Annotated in this window: 19 protein-coding genes and 5 pseudogenes; 10 read left to right on the top strand and 14 right to left on the bottom strand. The window is 59.5% G+C overall.

Annotated elements, in window-relative coordinates; translation table 11 throughout:
• Window positions 1-366: 366 nt before the first annotated feature.
• Together EPN59_RS19730 and EPN59_RS13485 are read left to right on the top strand one after the other, a co-directional pair.
• Window positions 367-567, top strand: a pseudogene (locus EPN59_RS19730) (Arm DNA-binding domain-containing protein); the annotation flags it as partial.
• A 128-nt stretch (window positions 568-695) separates the two neighbouring features.
• The gene (locus EPN59_RS13485) at window positions 696-1328 is read left to right on the top strand and encodes a tyrosine-type recombinase/integrase (protein WP_293034386.1); all 633 of its coding nucleotides are present in this window, start codon (window positions 696-698) and stop codon (window positions 1326-1328) included.
• On the opposite strand, the gene EPN59_RS19725 is transcribed toward EPN59_RS13485, so the two are convergent.
• Together EPN59_RS19725 and EPN59_RS19720 are read right to left on the bottom strand one after the other, a co-directional pair.
• A complete protein-coding gene (locus EPN59_RS19725) occupies window positions 1277-1396 on the bottom strand; it encodes an SDR family oxidoreductase (protein ID WP_363928561.1) in 120 nt (39 codons plus the stop codon). The two genes, EPN59_RS13485 and EPN59_RS19725, sit on opposite strands and share 52 nt — an antisense overlap.
• Window positions 1374-1526 (bottom strand): annotated as a pseudogene (locus tag EPN59_RS19720) (hypothetical protein); the annotation flags it as partial. The pseudogene EPN59_RS19720 and the gene EPN59_RS19725, both read right to left, overlap by 23 nt.
• A 394-nt stretch (window positions 1527-1920) precedes the next feature.
• On the opposite strand from EPN59_RS19720, the gene EPN59_RS13480 reads away from it, so the two are divergent.
• From EPN59_RS13480 to EPN59_RS13455, 6 genes are all read left to right on the top strand, one after another.
• Window positions 1921-3009 carry a type II asparaginase gene (locus EPN59_RS13480; RefSeq protein WP_293034387.1) on the top strand — a complete coding sequence of 363 codons (1089 nt, stop codon included), beginning with the start codon at window positions 1921-1923 and terminating at the stop codon, window positions 3007-3009.
• Window positions 3010-3024: 15 nt separating this feature from the next.
• Window positions 3025-3243 (top strand): hypothetical protein, encoded by a 219-nt coding sequence (locus EPN59_RS13475; RefSeq protein ID WP_293034388.1) that lies wholly within the window; start codon window positions 3025-3027, stop codon window positions 3241-3243.
• A gap of 111 nt (window positions 3244-3354) precedes the next feature.
• Window positions 3355-4749 (top strand): MFS transporter, encoded by a 1395-nt coding sequence (locus tag EPN59_RS13470; protein WP_293034389.1) that lies wholly within the window; start codon window positions 3355-3357, stop codon window positions 4747-4749.
• Window positions 4746-5816, top strand: coding sequence for a LysR family transcriptional regulator (locus tag EPN59_RS13465; RefSeq protein WP_293034390.1), 1071 nt, complete (start codon window positions 4746-4748; stop codon window positions 5814-5816). The genes EPN59_RS13470 and EPN59_RS13465 overlap by 4 nt, the downstream gene beginning before the upstream one ends.
• Window positions 5794-7209 carry an aspartate ammonia-lyase gene (locus tag EPN59_RS13460; RefSeq protein WP_293034391.1) on the top strand — a complete coding sequence of 472 codons (1416 nt, stop codon included), beginning with the start codon at window positions 5794-5796 and terminating at the stop codon, window positions 7207-7209. Before EPN59_RS13465 ends, EPN59_RS13460 begins: the two co-directional genes overlap by 23 nt.
• Complete coding sequence (locus tag EPN59_RS13455) at window positions 7196-7777, top strand: prolyl-tRNA synthetase associated domain-containing protein (protein WP_293034392.1); 582 nt, start codon at window positions 7196-7198, stop codon at window positions 7775-7777. Before EPN59_RS13460 ends, EPN59_RS13455 begins: the two co-directional genes overlap by 14 nt.
• A gap of 181 nt (window positions 7778-7958) precedes the next feature.
• On the opposite strand, the pseudogene EPN59_RS13450 reads toward EPN59_RS13455, so the two are convergent.
• Window positions 7959-8231: pseudogene (locus EPN59_RS13450) on the bottom strand (superoxide dismutase); the annotation flags it as partial.
• A gap of 59 nt (window positions 8232-8290) precedes the next feature.
• Entirely contained in the window at window positions 8291-8851 is a 561-nt protein-coding gene (locus tag EPN59_RS13445) for a flavodoxin family protein (RefSeq protein WP_293034403.1), read from the bottom strand.
• A gap of 166 nt (window positions 8852-9017) precedes the next feature.
• On the opposite strand from EPN59_RS13445, the gene EPN59_RS13440 reads away from it, so the two are divergent.
• Window positions 9018-9974 (top strand): LysR family transcriptional regulator, encoded by a 957-nt coding sequence (locus EPN59_RS13440; RefSeq protein WP_293034393.1) that lies wholly within the window; start codon window positions 9018-9020, stop codon window positions 9972-9974.
• A 228-nt stretch (window positions 9975-10202) separates the two neighbouring features.
• On the opposite strand, the pseudogene EPN59_RS13435 reads toward EPN59_RS13440, so the two are convergent.
• The 3 genes and pseudogenes from EPN59_RS13435 to EPN59_RS13425 all read right to left on the bottom strand — a co-directional run bounded on the left by EPN59_RS13435 (window position 10203) and on the right by EPN59_RS13425 (window position 11664).
• Window positions 10203-10938 (bottom strand): annotated as a pseudogene (locus EPN59_RS13435) (SDR family oxidoreductase).
• A gap of 66 nt (window positions 10939-11004) precedes the next feature.
• Window positions 11005-11241 carry a tautomerase family protein gene (locus tag EPN59_RS13430; RefSeq protein WP_293034394.1) on the bottom strand — a complete coding sequence of 79 codons (237 nt, stop codon included), beginning with the start codon at window positions 11239-11241 and terminating at the stop codon, window positions 11005-11007.
• A gap of 12 nt (window positions 11242-11253) precedes the next feature.
• Window positions 11254-11664 carry a cupin domain-containing protein gene (locus tag EPN59_RS13425; protein ID WP_293034404.1) on the bottom strand — a complete coding sequence of 137 codons (411 nt, stop codon included), beginning with the start codon at window positions 11662-11664 and terminating at the stop codon, window positions 11254-11256.
• 137 nt (window positions 11665-11801) lie between these two features.
• Between EPN59_RS13425 and EPN59_RS13420 the strand changes: the two genes are divergently transcribed.
• Window positions 11802-12704 (top strand): LysR family transcriptional regulator, encoded by a 903-nt coding sequence (locus EPN59_RS13420; protein WP_293034395.1) that lies wholly within the window; start codon window positions 11802-11804, stop codon window positions 12702-12704.
• 161 nt (window positions 12705-12865) lie between these two features.
• On the opposite strand, the gene EPN59_RS13415 is transcribed toward EPN59_RS13420, so the two are convergent.
• From EPN59_RS13415 to EPN59_RS13385, 7 genes and pseudogenes are all read right to left on the bottom strand, one after another.
• Entirely contained in the window at window positions 12866-13156 is a 291-nt protein-coding gene (locus tag EPN59_RS13415) for an AAA family ATPase (protein WP_293034396.1), read from the bottom strand.
• 143 nt (window positions 13157-13299) lie between these two features.
• On the bottom strand, window positions 13300-14415 hold the full coding sequence (locus EPN59_RS13410; RefSeq protein ID WP_293034397.1) for a hypothetical protein: 1116 nt from the start codon (window positions 14413-14415) through the stop codon (window positions 13300-13302).
• Window positions 14416-14798: 383 nt separating this feature from the next.
• Complete coding sequence (locus EPN59_RS13405) at window positions 14799-15467, bottom strand: hypothetical protein (protein ID WP_293034398.1); 669 nt, start codon at window positions 15465-15467, stop codon at window positions 14799-14801.
• A 716-nt stretch (window positions 15468-16183) separates the two neighbouring features.
• Window positions 16184-16378 (bottom strand): annotated as a pseudogene (locus tag EPN59_RS13400) (transposase); the annotation flags it as partial.
• 188 nt (window positions 16379-16566) lie between these two features.
• Window positions 16567-17991, bottom strand: coding sequence for a mannose-1-phosphate guanylyltransferase/mannose-6-phosphate isomerase (locus tag EPN59_RS13395; protein ID WP_293034399.1), 1425 nt, complete (start codon window positions 17989-17991; stop codon window positions 16567-16569).
• Window positions 17992-18102: 111 nt separating this feature from the next.
• Entirely contained in the window at window positions 18103-20142 is a 2040-nt protein-coding gene (locus EPN59_RS13390; RefSeq protein ID WP_293034400.1) for a capsular biosynthesis protein, read from the bottom strand.
• Window positions 20143-21294 (bottom strand): glycosyltransferase family 1 protein, encoded by a 1152-nt coding sequence (locus EPN59_RS13385; protein WP_293034405.1) that lies wholly within the window; start codon window positions 21292-21294, stop codon window positions 20143-20145.
• Window positions 21295-21331 lie beyond the last annotated feature (37 nt).

Here is a 21331-nt window from a genome sequence, read left to right as displayed (position 1 = left end):
TCGGGGAAACCTCTGCTGCCCTGGTAGCGTGGCAATCCCGAGCGAAGCTCTCTTTGAGAGAACGTGTAGAGACTGTACGGGCAGGTCGTAAAGACAAGAGACAGTCCAGACCACAAACCCGAAAGGGGTGGCGAAAGCCATAGCTGGTACGCATAATCCGTTGGTGCCGGGTTCGACTCCCGGGGGGCCCACCAAAATTCTATCCGAGGAAATCCTCTGAAGTCCGGAAACCCGCATTGCGTAAGGCGCTGCGGGTTTTTTGTTATCTGCCGTAGTTCGACTCCATCCGTTGTCATCCGGCACATTTGGGGGTACTTTTGGGGGTACGTGAGAATTTCCAGCAGAATTAGCCCGGAGATACCCCCAATGCCCCTGACAAACGTCCAGCTAAAGCAGGCCAGGCCTGGCTCCAGGCCCCTGAAGCTGTTCGATGGCGGTGGGTTGTTTCTGTTGATCACCCCTGCGGGGCAGCGCTACTGGCGGCTCAAATATCGATTTGCCGGGAAAGAAAAACTGTTGGCACTTGGTGTGTACCCTGAGGTTACGTTGCTGAAGGCGCGGAAGCTGAGAGAGGAGGCTCGCGAGAAGCTGGCCAGCAACGTCGATCCGGGGGAGACTCGAAGGGAAGTGAAGCGTCAGATCCTGCTTGCGGCTGCCAACTCGTTCGAAGATGTAGCTCGGGAGTGGGCAAGCGTATGGAAGGGCACTCCAAGAAGCACCGGGATCGCATCTGGAATCGTCTCGAAACCGATATCTTTCCCTGGCTGGGAAAGCGCCCGGTCAACTCGATCGAGGCGCCTGAGATTCTCGAATGTTTGCGTCGTATCGAGACACGTGGAGCAATTGAAACCGCTGGACGCGTTCGATGGTCGTGCAGCCAGGTGTTTCGATACGCCATTGCCTCAGGTATGGCGCAAAACGACCCTGCGGAGGTTCTAAAAGGTGCACTGACGAAGCACAGGACACGACCATTTCCGGCGATCACTGACCCCGAGCAGGTCGGTGCATTGTTGCGAGCCATAGATGGCCTGCATGCTTCGCTTGTTGTCCAATGTGCCGCCCGATTAGCTCCAATACTCTTCGTCCGGCCTGGTGAGCTGCGTCACGCTGAATGGGCAGAAATCGATCTCGACGGAGCTGAGTGGCGGATCCCGGCAGAGAAAATGAAGTCCAGGTTCGTGCATATCGTGCCGCTTCCGAGCCAGGCGATAAAAGTTTTACACGAGCTGAAGCCTTTGACTGGACGAGGTAAATACGTAAGTTCCGGAAAGCGCGGTCAGATCTGGTTCCCACCGCCATCAACGCAAAGCTTACTACCTGTTATGTAGAACGAATCATCCGAAGCGAGAAACAGAACAACTTTTGCGATTTCATCAACGGTGCCGCTGCGGTGCATTGGAATTTGATGCGTGCGCCTGGGTCTTCGTTTGCTCGATCATTTCTTCGCTTACTCCCGACTTGCGCGCTTGATTCGTATCGATGTGGCCGGGTGCCGTGGCGTTCACCCGTATTCCCTTATGGGTGAGTTCCGCAGTGAGTGTTCACGCAGGTTCGATTGTGTTGCATCCACCGGTTGAATCCGCAAGGCGCAACCGTCATGCGAATCCAGCGAATTCTCAGCTTGTGAAAGCGTAATCGAACGGCGTCACTGCGAGGTTGGCCGGGCCGTCCTCAGCCGCCTTGCGCACTGCAATGTAACCGCTCCCACATCTCTACGTGCATGCAATGAGGCATGTGCAACGCCCTGACCCGGTGCCATGCATGCGCGCAGCTTCATCTTCCGTACACGGCACTATCAGTTTTTCTAATGGTGCTGCCAGCCTGATTTGATTTCTTGAATGTGTCACTACACTCGTCTTCAGCGATACGCCAATCTAGATGGCTATCCAGCGTTTAACTCTTCCAATCTGGAGACATCCTGTGAGACACAACCATGCTCATACGAGCCACTACTTGCACCGGCTTTTAGCCGGTCTTGCGCTCTGCCTGTGTTCAGTGGCCCCGGCGGTGGCGCAATCCACCTCTCCCGGGGCGTTGCCCCACGTCGGGGTACTCGCAACCGGCGGCACGATCGCAGGTACCGCGGGGAGTGAGACGCAAACGACGGGCTACAAGCCTGGCGTACTGACGGCTGATGCGCTTCTCAAATCCGTACCGTCACTGGGCAAGATTGCACAGGTGTCCGGTGAACAGATTTCGAATGTCGGAAGTGAGAACATCACGAACGATATCCTCCTGAAACTGGCCAGGCGCGTGAATCAGCTTCTGGCTCAACCGGATATCGCGGGTGTCGTGGTGACCCACGGCACCGATACTCTCGAAGAAACCGCATATTTCCTCGATCTTGTCGTGAAGAGCGACAAGCCCGTGGTCGTCACGGGATCGATGCGACCGTCAACGGCCATCAGCGCCGATGGCCCGAGCAACCTCCTGCAGGCAGTCACGGTTGCGGCCTCACCGGAGGCACGTGGCCGGGGTGTGATGATCGTGCTGAATGACCGGATCGGCTCGGCACGCTTCACCACGAAGACCAATGGCACCACACTGGATACATTCAAGGGAAACGACGCCGGTTACCTGGGCACACTGGTGGACGAGGTTCCTCACTTCGAGACGTCCGTGTTGAAGCACAACACCAGTGCGACGCCGTTTGACGTGTCGAAGCTCGATTCGCTGCCGGAGGTCGATATTGTCTACGGCTACCAGAACGACGGCGGATACATGTACGACGCCGCGGTTGCGCACGGTGCGAAAGGCATTGTCGTCGCGGGCGTTGGGGCAGGCAGCGAGTCGCTTCTTACCCTTCCCTCGATCAAGAAGGCGATTTCCAAAGGTGTAATTGTGGTGCGCTCCTCGCGTACAGGGGGCGGATTCATACCGGAAGATCCCGCTTACGTGGGTCTTCTCGGTGACGATCTGAATCCCCAAAAGGCCCGCATTCTCCTGATGCTCGCGCTTACGATAACCAAAGATCCGGCACGTATCCAGGCCATGCTTCACGAGTTCTGAATCGTTGTGCCGGCCGTGGGCCGGTGGATCAACGATTCGTTCGGGCGCGACGGTGCTGCGAAAGCGCCGTTGCGCCGCATGCCGTTCTACAAGAACGGAATTGCCGATCCCCTGGAATTTCTCGCGAACCGTTCGACGAGCCCGCCTGCGCAGGAATCGTTCCGGGTTCGTGCTCCGGCCTGGCTGGCGTACTTTGCGCTGCTCTACTTCAGCCATCGCGCGACATACTATTAGAGTTGCTGATACTGCCACCGTATATGCTGTTTTATTGAATCTCACTCCCTACACTGGTTTCTGAAGGCGCACGCAGGCGCCTCGCTGATAACCAGAGTTCAGGAGACGAAAGTGAGCAATCAGGTATTGATGGAGGACGTTCCGCTGCGCGGTTTCCACCTGCGGGTGGCGTTCAGCGGTACAGGCGGACAGTTCAGCGACGGTTTTGTGCTGGGCATTATCGGAATTGCCGTGAGCATGGCTGCCGGCGCGCTTCACCTGAACGCGGTCTGGGCGGGGGCGCTCGGTGCAGCTTCTCTAGCCGGCCTCTTTTTCGGCAGCATGTTTGCGGGTCCCGTGGCGGACCGATATGGACGACGCACCATCTTCGCCTTCGACATGCTGCTCTTCGCGGGGATCTCCGCAGCGCAATATTTCGTGACGTCACCGGCCCAACTGCTCGTATTGCGCATACTGCTCGGGCTCATTCTCGGCGCCGACTACGTCGTGAGCAAATCGCTCGTCACGGAGTTTGCGCCTCGCCGCTATCGTGGCCGATTGCTGAGTGTTCTCGCGGCGGCCTGGGCGGCGGGTTATGTGTGTGCGTACCTCGCAGGCTTTGCGATTCGCGATATCGGTCCGGACGCATGGCGGATCATGCTGGCCGCCAGCGGACTGCCGGCACTGCTGATCCTGCCGTTTCGCCTTGGCGTGCCCGAGTCGCCGATGTGGCTGATGAAACGCGGCCGCAAGGACGAGGCACTGGCAATCATCCGTGCCAAATTCGGTTCCGAGACCATTCTGCCTGCACCGACGGCCACACCCGAGCGACATCGTGGTGCGTGGTCGGAACTGTTCTCTGCTCAATGGAGAAAAAACACCCTGGTCGGCTGCGTGTTCTACACGTGCCAGGTCATCCCGTACTTTGCACTTGGTACGTTTTCCCCGAAGGTGCTGCAAGCCTTGCAGGTCAAGGATGGTTTTGTCGGCGGCCTCGTCTATAACGTGCTGCTCTTCGCCGGAGCAATCCTCGGATTACTGATCGTAGACAGGATCTCGCGCCGCGCATTTCTCGTTGGCAGCTTCTATCTTGCTGCGATCGGGCTCGCGGTGCTCGCCTATGCCGGATTCGGGCCGCTCGGCACGATACTCGCATTCGGCATCTTCGCCTGCATTCTCTCGGCCGCGGCGAACCTCGAGTTCGTCTATCCGCCGGAGCTTTTCCCGACCCACCTGCGTGCATCGGGCGTAGGACTGGCCGTGGCCTCCAGCCGGTTCGGTTCTGCAATCAGCACGTTTCTTCTGCCCGTTGCCGTGCAACAGGTTGGCATTCACGCCGCGCTCGGCGTGTGCGTGGCCGTGTTGGTGTTCGGTGGCGTGTTCTGTCAATTGTTCGCACCGGAAACCGGCAGAGAGAGTCTCTCCGATATGAGTTCCGGCCACGGCAGCAATGAGCCGGCGGTGGATGGCGGCCACAACGTGAGTCTGCATGCATCGGCTCATCACAACGGAAGTCCAGGTGTTTGACGGTCAAACGCGCGTTGGCGCATGCCTCGCAACGTCTGCTGACCGAAATCATGGGGGAGCGGATCGTGTCGTCCAACAAGCCGATTGATATGTACGCGGTGCAGGTCTTTGTCGCAGTCGCCGAGGAGGGCAGCATGTCGGGGGCTGCCTCCCGCATGGGCATTTCCCAATCGGGCGTCTCGCAGATCGTCCGCCAACTGGAGGACGAACTGGGGGTTGTGCTGGTCAATCGCACGACCCGTCCCCTCGCGTTGACGCCGTTCGGTATTGCGTTGCGGAATCGTGGTGCGCTACTCAGCGAGGAAATCGCCAATCTGAAGGCTCAGGTTGTCGAAGCGGGGCGCGGAATCAAGCCTGATCTGCGCGTCGGACTGGTCGACTCGTTCGCTGCCACCTGCGGCTCGGTTTTTACGAAGCGGCTGCTGGGAAAGGTATCGCAACTGTCCATCCGGACGGGATTGAGCCCGCAGCAAGGCGAGGCGCTGCTGCGGCGCGATCTGGATCTCATCGTCACGAGCGACGCCCTGATCGACGCCAATGACGTTGTCCGGTTCCGGCTCTTCTCCGAGAAGTACCTCGTCATCACGCCCCGGGATTTCCACAAGTCGGTGCGAACCGTCGAGGACATCCGGGCATTGGCCAATGCGTTGCCCATCGTGCGCTTTAACCGCAAATCGCAGGTCGGCATGCAGATCGAGCGTTATCTGCGACGGATCGAAGTGCGTGCACCGACCCGGCTCGAACTGGACACCGCCGATGCACTCGCTTCGATGGTTGCCGAAGGCATCGGATGGGCCGTGACCTCGCCGATGTGTCTGCTTCAGGGGGCGGCTTATGCGAACCAGTTGGCCACCCACGTCGTCGACAGGCTGGGCCTCGAACGGTCGCTCTACCTGGTGGCGCGCCGGGACGAATACAGCGCGTTTTTCGAGGATGCGTGCGATATCGCATCCGAAGTTATCGAAACGTCATTTCTGCCACGCGTGAAAAAAGCACTCGGTCAGGAAATTGAACAATTGATTGATGTTGGAAACAGGAGCTCACATGAACAGTCAAGCCAAAGCTGAAACGCGTACCGAACGCGATTACGTCGGTGAAGTCGAAATCCCGGTTGAAAAATTGTATGGCGTCAACTCGGTAAGGGGCGTCGACAACCTGACGGTTTCGCCGCTCACCATCGCGCACTATCCCGCATTCGCGGCGGCCTTTGCCCAGTGCAAGTGGGCGGCAGCGCTCGCGAACCGCGACACCGATGTGATCACGCCGGAACAATGCGATGCAATCAGCCGGGCGTGCCGGGAGATCATCGAAGGCAAGTTTGGCGACTCCCTGATCGTCGATCTGCTCGAGGGCTCGGGTGGAACCTCCACGAACATGAACTTCAATGAGGTGATCGCCAATCGGGCTCAACAGCTTTTGGGCCATGCGCCAGGCTCGTACGACGTGATCCATCCCAACGACCATGTCAACCGTTCGCAGTCCACGAATGACGTTTATCCGGCCGCGCTGAAGATCGCGACGTACGCGATGCTCGGACCGCTCATCGGTGAAGTAGAAAAGCTGGCCGACCAGTTCGACGGCAAGGCCGTCGAGTTTGCCGACGTCCTCCACCTCGGTCGTACCTGTCTGCAGGATGCGCAGCCGATGCGCCTCGGTCAGGTTTTCGGCGGTTACGCTTCGCTTGCACGACGTCTGGCGGAAGAATTGACGGCAGTGCGTGACAAGCTGCGGACGCTGCCGCTCGGCGGTACGGCGATCGGTACGGGTTTTGGCGCGCCTGCCGGATATCGATCCGCGGTCTACAGGCACCTCTCGGACATCGCGGGTGTCGACTATGTCGCACCGGCAAACCCGTTCGACGCGATGCAGAATATGGACGTGTTCTCGCGTGTTTCGGGCGAGTTGCGCACCTGCGCGGCATCTCTCGCGAAGATTGCTTCGGACCTGACGGTGCTGTCCTCCGGACCTGTTGGTGGCCTGGGAGAACTGCGCCTTCCCGAAGCGCAGGCAGGCTCTTCGATCATGCCGGGCAAGGTGAACCCCGTGCTGCCGATGGCCATGATCCAGCTGAGTTTCGCCGTTTGCGGCAATGACGTCGCGGTGGCCCAGGCCGTCCAGTACGGCGAGCTCGAAATCAATCACTTCGAGCCGGTGGTGGCGTCCCGCGTATTCGACAGCATCACGCTGCTGACCAACGGCATCGAGAGGTTCGCTCAGAAGTGCGTTGCTGGTATCACTGCGGACGTTGCATGCAATGAGCGACACCTGATGGATTCGATGGCCGTGGCCACGGCGCTCGTGCCCAAACTCGGCTATGCCCGCGTCAGCAAGCTGGCGCGTCAGTCGGTTGCGGAAGGTCGGCCACTGGTGGAGATTCTCGACGAATCCGGCCTGCTGTCGCGCGAGGACACCCTCTCGGCGATCGACACGGCCTCGTACCCGGTTTTTGAACCGCGCTGATTGGGTCCTGGCCGGCCGCGCAAGGTCACGGCCGGCCTTTGCAACATTCTGGAGTGGAGGGGAAATGATACAAAGGGACGGGCTGCTCAGGCTGCTCGAGCAGCAAGACGTGCCGTTTGAATATGAGTGCCATGAGCAGGTGCTCAACATGGCGGAATCCGGGGCACTCAAGCTTTCTCTCGACGGTGCACGCTGCAAGAATCTTCTGCTACGGGACAAGCAAGGCGGCTTATACCTCGTCGTCACGACCGCACATAAATCGCTGGACCTGTCCGCAGTTGCGAAGGCGCTGAACAGCAAACGTCTGTCGTTCGCTTCGGCCGATTGTCTTTTCGATCAGCTTGGCGTTCAGCCTGGATCGTTGAGCCCACTCGCCCTGGTCAATGACCACGCTCACAAGGTTCACCTCGTGATCGACAACGACCTCGTGAACGAACCGGTCTTTTTGTTTCATCCGCTAGATAGCGCGGCGACGATCGCGTTGTCGAGGCGAAATTTCGAAGATTTTCTGCTGCGCATTGGTCACGCGCCGTCGTGGTACGACCTCGAAGCGAGGCAGGCGGCTTGAAGCGCCAACTCATGCTGGCAATAATCGGGATGTTGGGAAGCGCAAATCGAGTCAGGCTCGCCATTCAGGACTGAGTGGTCATTTTCCGCAGCGAACCGCCCCCTGAACGTCCGGGTTCCCGAACCGGCAAATATCGCGTGTTGGCCAATTTTGTTGGAAAACATCGCAGAATTCGGGCGGGTTGCCAGCCAACGAACGGGCCGAGTGGAATAATCTCCCAGCCGATAAGCCCAACCTTCGCCAGCGGAAACTCGGCTAAAGCTTGCCTGGCCGAATCTACTGAATCGCTCTCCGCGATAATGGCAACGCCAGGACGGTCCTGGCGGAAGTAAATGTCGCGCACCATGCCGGATTTATAGAGTTGCCAGCCATGACGCACCCCTTCCAGAAGATAGGGCTGCAACTTTTCCCGGCTGGCGCCTGGCTGCGGGATGTCGAGGCAAAGCAATCTCATCAATAGGCTCCCTGGAGGAATCTGGGCAACTGAACGTGGTGTGGCTACTGCACGCTTCGTTAATCCACAGCCCCAGCTTTGAACCGGCTAGCCACTTCGGCTACACGCTGGCCAAGATGAGCAGCAGTCAGCAAATCGCTTTCGACGGGAGTCACGTCAGGCGACGCATCATCTGACTGGGCCATCGCGCCGAGCCAACCGCCAATCCGGTTCATGTCGTTCTTGTTGGTGCTGGCAAAGAGATCGAGGCCAACCCAGATCATTCCGTGCTGGGCAGCGAATAAGGCCATGGAGATGAGTGAGCCAAGCTTGTCGCCATGCATCGCACCGGAATTCGTGAAGCCTGCCGCGATCTTGTTGCGCCACTTCATAGGCATCCAGGCGGGCCTGGTCGAATCCTCCATGAACTTCTTCAATCTGGACGAGAGCGAGCCGTTGTAGGTCGGCGAGCCGAAGATGATGGCATCGCTGGCCGCCAGCGTTTCCCACGGCGATTCACCATCGGCAACCGCGATCAACTTTGCTTCGGCTCCCGGCACGCGTCGGACACCGTCGGCGACTGCCTGGGCCTGTTTTTTCGTGTGGCCGTAGCCGCTGTCGTAAACGATAGAGATGAGCATTTTGATTGCACTCCATTGATAGGTGAGGGAAATGCCCATGATTGTCGCCAACCTCTGCCATTGCCAGAAGTTACGATTGGGTTGAATCAATCTCAACTTGAAGTTTAGAATTTCCACCCGTAGCAGCACGGCGTACCACGGCCCGTACCGGGTCACGGAGGATGGTGTGGATTCATCGCAGCGCGTTCGCGCGATCATTTCGCTGATCCAGGCAGTGGATGCCGGCAGCTTTGCGGCGGCGGGTCGCATACTTGGCGTCACGTCGGCTGCAGTCAGTAAAAACGTGGCCGGTCTCGAGAAGGCATTGGGTGTGCGACTGATGAACCGCACGACCCGGACGCTGAAACTCACCGAAGAGGGTGAGGCCTTCCTCCGGCAGGCTCGCATCGCACTGGAGGCGCTTGATGCCGCCGTCGATACGATTGCGGCACAGCGAGCCGAACCTGGTGGACGAGTTCGGATTTCGACTAGCTCAGCCTTCGGGCGCGATCACGTGCTGCCCGCGCTGCCGGCCCTGCTGGCTCGCTATCCCACTCTGTCCGTCGAGGTCGATTTCGATGATCGAATCGTCGATATCGTGCGGGATGGCTACGATATCGCCGTGAGGGGCGGCACTATCCCGGATTCCGCGCTCGTGACCCGTCCGGTCTGCCGTTTGAACGCGGTGCTCGTTGCTTCCCCCAGCTATCTGGCATCGCATGGTGTGCCCCATACGCCGGATGAATTGCCAGCCCATCGGCTAGTTGCGCGGCGGTTCCTGGGCGGTCAGGTTGCACCGTGGAATTTCAAGGCCACGGACGGAAGCATTACCACGCTGGATCCGGCGAACAGCGCGATGTTGATGCTGTCCGCCCCCGAATCGCTCGTTCAGGCGGCGTGCGACAACGTCGGGATTGCCCAGGTCGGGGTTCATCTGGCGTGGGATCATCTGCTGTCCGGCGCGCTGAAGGTCATCCTCCTCCGATCCCACCTGCCCGGAGCCTACGAGATGGTGATGCAGTACCCCCATCGGGCGCTGATGGCACCACGCGTGCAGGTGACCGTAAAACATCTGTTGGGTGCATTCGCGGCCGATAAAAAACTGCATGTGCCATTGAATGCCCTGGACGCCTACGCCGCGTAATATCCAGTTCAACGCCATATTTGCCTGGCGGCATTGCAAATCAGCGCAGGCAGTCAATTCGAGGTCGTCAGTCATATTCCGTCTCTCGAAGCTTGCCGACGATTTCTTGGCTGCAAATCGACAAAAAGGAATTGTGTGGACGAGGGCATGGCATTTATGGCGATATCCCGGTGCCCACGGCGCGCGCCATTAAATCATTGACGTACGTCCGGGCAGACCACCGAAAGATTAGTACATCTGGCTGGTCGGCCGAAATAGCACTTCGTTGACGTCGACGTTGCCGGGTTGACTCATCGCGAAGATCACTACGCTTGCGAACGACTCGGGCGAAATTGCCTGCTTGTACACAGCGCTCATACCAGCCGCGACATCGGGGTCCGTGATTGTTTGCGTAAGCTCGGTAGCGACGGCGCCGGGGGAAATGATGGTTGTGCGAATGTTGTAGGGCTTCACTTCCTGGCGCAACCCTTCGGAGATTGCCCGGACAGCGTGTTTCGTCGCCGCGTAGACCGTACCACCCGGACCTACCTTGTGACCCGCGACCGACGACACGTTGATGATATGCCCGCTCTTTTGCTGGATCATGTGTGGCAATGCAGCCGCAATTCCGTAGAGCACGCCCTTGATGTTCACGTCGATCATACGGTCCCACTCGTCAATGTGAAGTTTTTCCAGCATGGAACTGGGCATGAGTCCGGCGTTGTTGATCAGAACATCAACGCGGCCATTAATCATGCACGGCATGATCGACCAGACGCTTGACGTCATCGCGACGCGTGACATCAATCTCTACGGCGCTTGCGTTACCCGGGCCAATTTCATGCACGAGCTTTTCCAGCCTGTCGATACGTCTCGCACCCAACACGAGTTTGGCGCCCAGTACCGCTAACTGTCTGGCTGCCGCTTCGCCAAGACCACTGCTGGCCCCAGTGATCACGACTACCTTGTCTTTGATGTTTTCCATTTTGTCGAATCCTGTTTCCGAAATAAACATCGCGCACCTGCGTCGCTCGCAGGAGGCACCCGTCAGCTACAGATCCGACGGGTCATAACCCGGCTTTTGATACAGCGTGTTCCAACGATCTCGAATATCCGGGTCATAGACCTCCCGGACCCAGACAGATGGCTGCACGATCTCGATGCCGACGGAAACTGATGCCTTTCCGTATCCAAGGATGCCGGTCACGGCCTGGGTGATCTCGTCGGACAATTCCTGTTTTTGCTGCTCGGACTTACCCGGCCACATTTTCACGATGACGTGCGGCATGGCGATCTCCGGTTAGCACGCGGCAGTCGAGCCCGGATACTGCTCGTCGCTCACGTGTTCGAGCCAGTCGACAGCCTTGCCGTCGAGTGCCTCCTGGATAGCGATATGCGTCATCGCCGTATCGGCGGATGCGCCATGCCAGTGCTTTACGCCTGCGGGAATCCAGACCACATCGCCTGGCCGGATTGTTTCGAGCGGACCTTCCCAACGTTGTACAAAGCCACAGCCGGACGTCACGATCAGCGTCTGACCCAGCGGGTGTTCATGCCAGGCCGTGCGCGCCCCCGGCTCGAAGGTCACGCTGCCGCCAGCGGCCCGTGCCGCGCCGCTCGGCTGAAACAGCGCGTCCACGCGAACGCTGCCCGTGAACCAATCGGCGGGTCCCTTGAAAGCGGGAACGCTCCCGCAACGTTTGACTTCGATTTCCATAGCCCGACTCCTGTCTGGATGTTTGCTCGTGGCGGCGGGATACGTCGCCTGGCCGATGGATGAACTGTACGTCTCGATCGGTCCCATCGGTAGCTGCTAGACTTTGCAAACAGATATGAGCCAGATTCATAATGAAAAATCTCGACCTGAACGTTCTGCAGGCATTTTTTGTCGTTGCGCGTGAGCGCAGCTTCACGCGTGCAGCGGCGCAACTGGGTGTGTCGCAATCCGCGCTGAGCCATTCGATGCGCGGGCTGGAGGAGAAAATCGGGTTACGTTTGCTGACCCGGACAACGCGTGGCGTTTCGCCCACCGAAGCCGGGGAGCGTTTGCTGTCGAACGTCGGCCCCTATTACGAGGCGATTGAGGCAGAGCTGGAGTCGTTGAGTGCGTTGCGGGAAAAGCCTGCAGGTTTGATCCGGATTTCAGCGCATGACCACGCGTCGGACACCGTTCTCTGGCCGAAGCTGAAAGATGTGCTGCGCAGTTATCCTGACGTCTCGGTCGAAATCAACATCAACTACGGCATGGTGGATATCGTCGCGGAGCGGTTCGACGCCGGTGTACGAAATGGAGACTTGATCGCGCAGGACATGATCGCCGTACGTATTGGCCCAGACTTCAAAATGGCCGTCGTCGGCTCACCGGAATATTTAAGGTCGAATGGGCGTCCTGTCTTGCCGCATGATCTGGCAGCGCACAATTGCATCAACCTGCGCCTCCCGACGCGTGGCGGGTTATACGCGTGGGAATTCGCGAGGAAGCGCGAGGCATTGCACGTCAACGTGCATGGTCAATTCATCTTCAATACCACGCCTCAGATGCTCGATGCAGCGCTGGAAGGATATGGGCTGGCCTACGTGCCGCACGATCTGGCTACGCCACATCTGGCCGAGGGTCGGCTGTCGAGCGTGCTCGACGAATGGTGTCCGACTGTGCCCGGCTATCACCTCTACTACGCGAGCCGGCGGCAAACATCGCCGGCATTCGCGTTGATCATTGATGCGCTTCGATACGTTTCACCAGCCTCCTGACGGCAACCATCAGTGACCGCATTGTGCCAATTTGCGGTAGTTCACATTGTGCTTGCGGCGCCCTAGCAGGCTGTTGAAAAAGCCGTCCTGTGGGGGCTCGCAGACGGTTTTCGGGGGGCACTACCCCTTACCGAAGTCGCGCGAGAGGCTTGTAGCGTGTTTTACGAGGTCGACAAATTCCTGCGGCGGGCCTCTCGGGAGAATTTCAACAGCCTGCCAGACAACTCGCCCACCGTGACTTCGATCTGAATCGCCTTCGTAGTGTCGCCGCCTATGAAGTCCGCTTCCGTAAATGAGAACCACCGCGAGGAAAGTGTTGCCTCTATAGCGTCAAGGACTGTCGACTTGCCGGAATCACCCGGGCCAATCAGACAGCAGAACGATAGCCCAGGAGACCAATCCAACGACGCGATGCCCCGAAAATTTGTGACCTTGAGCTGTCGTATTTGCATTACCGTTTCCCCGCGGCGTTCGTGAGGTATGCAGGCTCTTTTCTTGCGCGCTAGCCGTCAAGGGTCTTCCTGATGTCCCTGCACGATGCCGGTGCGAATATTCGAGCATTGATGTGCCTCCGCACCATGCCGCACAACGTGTTTCAGTCCAATCGTCCCGTCTGCGCCACTTGCGAGAGGTATGCACGCTGAGCGGCGTACCAGCGAGCCAAACAGTCCCGGTCGTGGCAAGCCGATTCGCGATAGTTCCATTGCTGGCGCACTCGCTCGCGGAATCCGGCCTTATCGGTCACAGCCGCCTTCGCTTGCAAAAACAGATTTGACAACGCGACGTCCTGGGAAGCCAGATCCGGGTCACTGCAAATCAGTCGCTCAGCATCGGAGCGTGCCTTCTGGCAGTCGAAGCTGGGACTTGCGGCGGCCTGTGACGGGACGCCTGGCGCCGGATAAGCGCCCGTGCCGGAGGCTACAGCGGAATTCACGCCGTCTGCAGCACCGTTTGCGGCAATCACCTTCGGTGGATCGTCCTTCCTCACAAGTACATACTTGCCTCCCGAGAACTGGTAGATATGGTCGGCGACGTATGCTGCTTTACCAGGGACAGAATACAAGAACACGATTTTTATGTCGTAGTGGGCCGGATCTTTACCCTTCACAAAGTTCGTCTTAACATCAACCGTTTCAGTGTCCGACGCACCGGTATCCGCGTCGTCAACGACCTGAACGAACTTCCCGTCCTTGCCACGCACGAACACGGTCGTATACGCCGTCTGATAGCCCTGATGCATGTCCCCGCCAGTAACGACCAGCGCGTACTTGTCATCTCCCGCCGGAGTCCAGTCAAAGTCCCCGCCGACAGACCCCATCGCACCCATAGATGCAACGTAGGGTTGGCTTGAGTCTAACTTCCATGCGTTGCCCTCCTGCTTGAAGATTGCGACTCCCAGTAACCCAGTACAGGCATGGCAACCACCACCGTCTGGGACAGCGTTGGTTACCAGGACTTTCTTCTGCTGACCACCTTCCGAAAACACGAAGGACGCCACACCCGTAACAGCCAATGGTTTGCCGGGCGTCCACATCAGGTTGTCTCGCCAAGGAAGGTCCGATGGCACTGACGCGTCGTCCCACGTCGCCGCCTTCAATTGTGCGTCGTAGGGCCCATAGAGAAGCTCAAGGGCCGCTGGCACGTTGAATTCACCCTGGATCGCCCGAGACGCCATTGCGACTCCGCACGCCGTCGACATGAGTTCGGCCATTCCCGGTTCAGACTTCGCCGACACTGGAGCATCATTTCCTGGGTAGTCCTTGTCCGCAGTCCCGTCAGAACGATACTGCGTGCCCACGAGATGCTTCGTAACGTCCCGGCAATTGGTAGCCACATCAAAACGTGCGTACCCATCGGGGAAAGTCTTTAGCGTATGTATGACATAGCTGCTCCCGTTGCGGCTGATGTCCGATGGGTTGAACCACAACTGTGCGGCATCCCCCGAACTCCCTACCTGCTGGTATCCCGGAAACCTCTTCTCCGCGACCTTCGAGCCCCCAGCTTCCTCGTCCTTTCCGCAACCAGCGACACACGTTGCGATGGCAACCGTAACTCCGTAGAGGACGAGCCTCCGATTCCGGGCTGCCAGGCGACTCATGCTTGCGTCACCTCGCTAACCGACTGGTTAGACGCAGCAGATGCCGTTTGCCGGAGAGAACGCGTGTTCCGCTCAATCGCAAGCAACACCAATACGAGGCTAAACAAGGCGACAAGTAACAGCCCGCTGGCAGTTCCAGCGGCAACCATCTTCAGGGTCTCCCATTTCTCAGCAGCCTTCACTGCTGCCGCCTTGTAGCGCTCGCTTTTCGTGCGCATGTAGGAGTTGATGGCTGCAACGACGTCAACCTTGCTCGCTTCCGCAGATGTAACTACAGCACCGAGTTCGTCCAGATAGGACTGACGATCCGCGGCTGGTGCGTCGTCCAGATGATTTCGAAGAATCTGAGCGTTGTCTCCGGAGACATACTTCTGCAACGCAAACGGAATCCGATAGCCGGCTAGCGGGCTTTGCGCAGCGCCTTGCTCTGCTGGAGGTTGGGTACCTTGCGTCTGCTGGCTATCAGCTGACGGGGCGTTAGTTTGCTTCAGCGGCTCGACAATCTCCTGTGCTGACACACGCGTATCCACGTGCTCCTGCCAGACAGAAACGCCAAAAATCACACTGCCTATGATTGCAAGCAAAAAGACGGTAACGCACACCAAGGCAACAGCGCGTGTGATGTTGAAGAGCGCCTTGCGCTCAAACCCCTCGATAACACTCATGGTCTTCCTCTGGTTTTATGAATTCCCCGCCGATACATGCATCCGCCGAAAATCATATAACGGCGCCGCTCGTTCTGCTATTCAAACCCGTGCAATGTGAACGAGGTTTTCTTGCCTGCTGGCAAAGCAGAATTGTCTGTTCAGCATTACAGACCGGTGCTGCATAGCCTTCACGAAATTTAATCCGCCTTGCATCAAACTGCCGTCCTGCGCGAGAAATTTATCGAAATTCGCCTACGCAAACGTTTTTTACTTGCCATCTATGTGCAAACCGGAATATTCGCTCACGAAGATCTCTCGTCGCTATTTGGTTCATCGGCAGCACAGCAGCTCACCCAGTACTCGTCTCATCTGAAAATACGACGCTTCGTATTGTCGCGTCGGTGTTTGAAAGTGCTACAGAGGTTCGTCGTCTAATGCAGGATCCGAAAGTCATCGAATCGCGCAGGTGCTGACAGCTGGATATCAGCCAATTCGGCGACGAGTGTCCACGAAAGAACCGGCTGCAATGGTCCCCGGTTGCGAAGTGGAGGCCGAGATCGGCAAATGGCGGGTGCGCATCCGCGGCGTGTCGCAGAAGTTCGCCGAGCGGTTTCTGCGGGACTGCCTGGAGTGTGGAGTGAACCCCTGAGGCTGGACCGGCGCGGATGTGTGGAGTGATACGCTTTGAACCGCTCCGGTTTGCTGGACAGACTGCAGCGTTAGTGTTCGGTCTTTTATGAGCCTTCGGCCGCGGGTCGAAGGCTGTGCTGCCGGGCGAATTCGCCCGGCGTCAAATCATTGAGTGCCTGGTGAGGCCGGGTCTCGTTGTAATCCCGGCGCCATGCCGCAATGACTGCCCGAGCGTGTGCAAGCGTCGTGAACCAGTGCTCGTTAAGGCATTCGTCGCGGAACTTGCCGTTGAACGATTCGAAAGGGGGCGAGGCGATGCTTCCGCGACTGATATCGCAGCGGCGCCAGGCGGTAGCGGCTGCCATTCATCACACCGGATGAGACGCTGTTCTTAACTGTGATCTACGTGCTCAAGATGTGTCGATGGCTTGCAGGGCAAGCCATCGACCTCTCACAGCACATCAGTTTGACCGCCTACCGGATACGACTACTTCGGTGCGCGACCGTAGGTGTCTTCGAAGCGGACGATATCGTCCTCGCCGAGATACGCACCCGACTGCACCTCGATCAACTCGAGCGGGATCTTGCCGGGGTTGCTCAGGCGATGCGTCGTGCCGAGTGGGATGTAGGTCGACTGGTTTTCCGTCAGCAGGATTTCGTTGGCGCCGTTCGTGACACGTGCCGTGCCCTTCACGACGATCCAATGCTCCGCCCGATGGTGATGCATCTGCAGGCTGAGTTTTTCGCCCGGACTGACTACGATCCGCTTCACCTGGAATCGATCGCCCTCGTCGATGCCCTCGTACGAGCCCCACGGACGAATGACGCGCCGGTGCGTGACCGACTCGTGACGGCCCGACGCATTCAGCCACTCGACGACCTTCTTCACGTCCTGAGCCTTGTCGCGATGCGCGACGAGCACGGCATCCGCCGTTTCGACGATCACCACGTTCTCTAGACCGATTGCGGCGACCATCCGGTGTTCGGCACGAATATAGGAATTGCCGACCGAATCCGCGAACACATCGCCGATCAACGCGTTGCCCTGCGTATCCGAACTGGCGATGTCGGCGAGCGCCGCCCACGATCCGATGTCGTTCCAGCCCAGGTCGGCTGCGGCGACGACCGCTGCGCGGTCCGTCTTTTCCATCACCGCGTAGTCGATCGAGATGTTCGGGCTAGCGGAGAACGCATCCTTATCCAGTCGCACGAAATCGCTATCGCGCGTTGCCGATGACAGTGCGGCTTCCGCCTGGCACGCGATCTCGGGCGCATGGCGTTGCAGTTCTTCCAGGTACGTGGACGCCTTGAGCATGAACACGCCACTGTTCCAGTAGTAAGCGCCGTCCTCGAGAAACTGCCCGGCCGTCGCAGCGTCGGGCTTTTCGACGAAAGTATCGACGGCGTAGACACTCCTTTCGTCGGTGATCGGTTCGCCGCGCCGGATGTAGCCGTAACCGGTGTGCGCCTCGGTCGGCTGGATGCCGAACGTTACGAGATGTTGATCGCGGGCGATCGCTGCCGCATCCAGCGCCGCAGCCACGAAGGCCTTCTCGTTCAGGATCACGTGATCGGACGGCAGCACGAGCAGCAGCGCGTCGGGCGACTCGTGCAGCGCGAGCAGCGCCGCGACCGCAATGGCGGGCGCCGTATTGCGGCCGACCGGTTCGAGCACGATCGACGACGGCTTCACGCCCACCTGGCGCAGTTGCTCGGCGACGACAAAGCGCTGCTCGTTGTTCGTGACGACGATAGGTGCTGCAGCGCCGGGAATGTGCTGAAGACGGACGGCCGTCTGCTGGACGAGCGTCTGATCGCCCGTCAGCTTTAGGTATTGCTTCGGATAGCCACCGCGCGACATCGGCCACAAGCGGGTGCCACTGCCGCCGCATAGGATAACTGGATGAATCATTGGAATACTCCGGATTGAAAAGCCTCGATGTCTGCTCGCGACCTCAAGCGCTCAAGTGGACGCTTGTAGACTAATCCCGACTGTCGCGGGTCGTGAATTCATTTGAGCGCGTCACATGGTCTGCATCCCTTCGATGTGTCTACGCCTGCGCCACGCCGCGTGATGCAGCGCGTTGCGGCTCCAGCGCACCGCCTTGAGCAGTGGCCGTAGCCGATTGCCGCGGATCTTGTCGAGCGGGCGCGCCGCAGCCGGCGCCAATTGGCGGACGATGGCCTCCGGCGTCGTGAAGAGTTGCAGCCGCCAGTCCCAGTAAATCGCATAACGCAGGAAGACCCCGGCCGTCAGCATATCGAGTGACAGCTCCCGTTCCCGCCAATGCTGAGGCAGCGCATCCGCTGTCAATCCCCATCCGGCATAGAACGGCCGGCCATAGGTGTGAACTGCCTTGCCGCGCAGCAGCGCGTCGAATCCGGCGAGCGACGAGAGCGTGTGCAGCTCGTCCGACGCCTCGATGAGCGAGAGGAGGTCCGCGTCCGGGTCGACCACGTCGGCGAGGTTCACTGCATCGACGAGCCCTATACGGTTGCCGGACAGCACATCCGGGTGCGGCTTGTAGACAATGAACGCATCGGGATTCCGCGCCCGCACTTCCTGGAGCAGCGCTTCCGACGTCGAGATGCCGCTCGTGCCGAGGCGAATGGACGCGTCGTCGGCCACCTGGCCCGCAACGAGCACGACGCGCTTGCCGAGGGGAGCCTGCCATGCGGGGCTGCGTCGTCCGAGGTTGTATTTCGTGACGCCCGTGCGAACGATTTCCTGCCGCAAGGTAGCCGCTCGTGCCAACTCGTCTTCAGTGAAGCGCGCGTTGTTCAGTATGTCCGTCAAATCGCTGGGGCGGCTCGCATCAAAATAGATACCGCGATGGTCGATCACCTGGCTGCAGGGCGGGGACATGTCGGAGCCGAGGCCGGCCGAATGCAGAAAGCCGTCTTCGATCCTCACGTGCGCGACGCCGGGCACGAGCCCGTCTGCCGGCCGGCCTCCCCAAATCACAGCGTGCTCGCGTTCCCGGACTTGTGCGGGATCCGACACCCACCGCAGCGTTCCGCCACCGCTCGTCAGAAAGGGCGTGGCGAACGGACGCTTCCACCATTGGAAGCGCACGCCGACGACGTGGCTCAACGTCGCATACCGTGCGGCGACTGCATGCTGCAGCTCGACGCAGTCGAGCACGGATTCGAGCGTTCCGTGCCGATGAAATTGTGGATCGAGATATCCCGCGAGGCGCAGGAACGCCGCGTCGAACAGCGCGTCGAGGGTCGGGCGAGCGGTACGTTCGGGCAGGCCAGCATGATCGTTCGTCAAGCCCCAGCCGGCATAGTACGGAGAACCGAAGACATGAACCGGAACGCCCGCAAGCAGTGCACCCATACCTTCCGACGCGCCGAGCACAAAGATGGCGTTCGCCCGGGCGAGGACGTCGCGCAACGAGTGGCCTGTGTCCAGAGTGCGAGTGCCTGAGGGCAACGGCACGCGGGCCGATAGCCAGCCGCCTTCACCGGTATCCGCCGAACGCATGAGCCAGAATTCCGCGTTGGGATGACTGAGGCGAACTGCCTCGACCATTGCACGAAATCGTTTGCGACGTTCCTTTGCGGGGGTGAAAACGTCCATCCGCGTTGTTTCGCGCTCGTCGAACAGGACAATGCGCGCGTTCGTGGAAGCTGCTTGCCACGCACCGGGAAGATCGAGCACACGGCGGCGCGCGTGAAGGGCATCCGATTCCAGCACGCGTTGCATTAATGCACGGGCTCGCGGATGGTCCGATTCGACGGTGCCAGCACTCAACGCGTGGTTCAGCGCGGCAATAAACCCGCCGCGCCCGACGAACGCGGGAGGGATGCAGAACCACGAAAGCGGGGAATGGCGTGCATCATGGCGCGCCCCGATGGGACCCGGGCAGACTGATTGTGTGGCGGAGTCGAGGCGAGCCACAATTCCGGCGACTACGGCGCCTGCCCAACGATCGGTCCAGACGAGCGGCGACTGGCCGGCGAGCCAACCGAGCAGACGCCTGCCGCGCGCGAATGTGCGCGGATCAAGGGGGCGTGCGTCCGGAGGCGAGAACGGCTGCGTCGTCGAGAGTTTCATTCAATGAAGCGAATCGAGGAACCGGTCGACTTGTTCGAAATGCTCCGCCCAGGTCGGCTCGCGAAAGTGGGCGATGCGTGCGATCTGGGCGGCTCGTTCGGCACTGTCGGGCTGTGCGTAGGCCCAGATTCGGGTGAGCCAGCCGGGGCCGTCGAGTGGATCGAGATAATCCGGGACGTCCGAGGCAATCTCGTGGAAGACCGGAAGATCGCTCGCCAGCACGGGCACCTGCAGCGTGAGGGCCTCGACGAGCGGCATGCCATACCCTTCGACAAACGACGGGAAGAGCAATGCCCGGGCATGTTGCAGCCACGCATGCAGGCGCTCGTCGCTGCAGTTCGGCTCCTCGACGACGACGCCGCGCAGCGGCGCACAGCGCTCGAGCATGTCGACGACGTTCTCGCATTCCCAGCCGCGACGGCCGATGATCACGAGCTTTGGCGCGGCGTCGCCCATTTGCTCCACGAGGCGGCGCCAGACGTGGAGCAGGAACCAGTGATTCTTGCGCGGTTCGATGGTGCCGAGGATCACGAAATAGGGCGTATCGATCGGCGGCACGCCAGGAGGCCGATGGTCAACACCGGGTGCGAGGTGCGCAATCACACTCGGCGGCATCGCAATACCCGTGTTTTCGGCTTCCTCGGCCAGCGAATCGAGCGTCGCCTGGGAATTGGCAATCAGGCCGGACGCATGGACCAACGCCGTATGGATGCGGCGCCGGTGCGTGTGGTCGACCCCGGCGCGGCAGTACTCCGCGTGGGTCAGCGGTATCAGGTCGTGGACCATGAAGACGGTGCGGATGGATTGACGCGCCATCGTACGGTGATACCGCTGAAACTCCATCCCGCTGTGACTCGTATGCAACAGAATTGCACGGTCGTCACGATATCGAGTATTCCGATTTAGCCATGCTCGTACGATGAATTTACGGATTTTGCTGCGATCAGAATTTGACGACAGGAGTATGTCAAAAGCCGCTTTGGAGTCGCTTTTATTCAGCAAGAATGAAAACCCGCGCTCGCTCAATACGGCATGGGCGGCCTGGCCGTACCTCTGGATATAGGCGAGCCCCACGCGGTCCACGCCGGTTGGCAGCAAGCCATCGTAAAGGCGCGAAATCAGGCGCGTGACGTCAAGAAGTATTTTTTGCACGGCGGTGCGGATGGTCAGTTCGCTCGCAAGCCCGGGG

Origin of the sequence: Paraburkholderia sp. (assembly GCF_004298475.1) — a bacterium.
Lineage (GTDB): Bacteria > Pseudomonadota > Gammaproteobacteria > Burkholderiales > Burkholderiaceae > Paraburkholderia > Paraburkholderia denitrificans.
The sequence above is the reverse complement of the archived record's forward strand: the minus strand, read 5'-3'. Positions and strand labels throughout refer to the sequence as shown.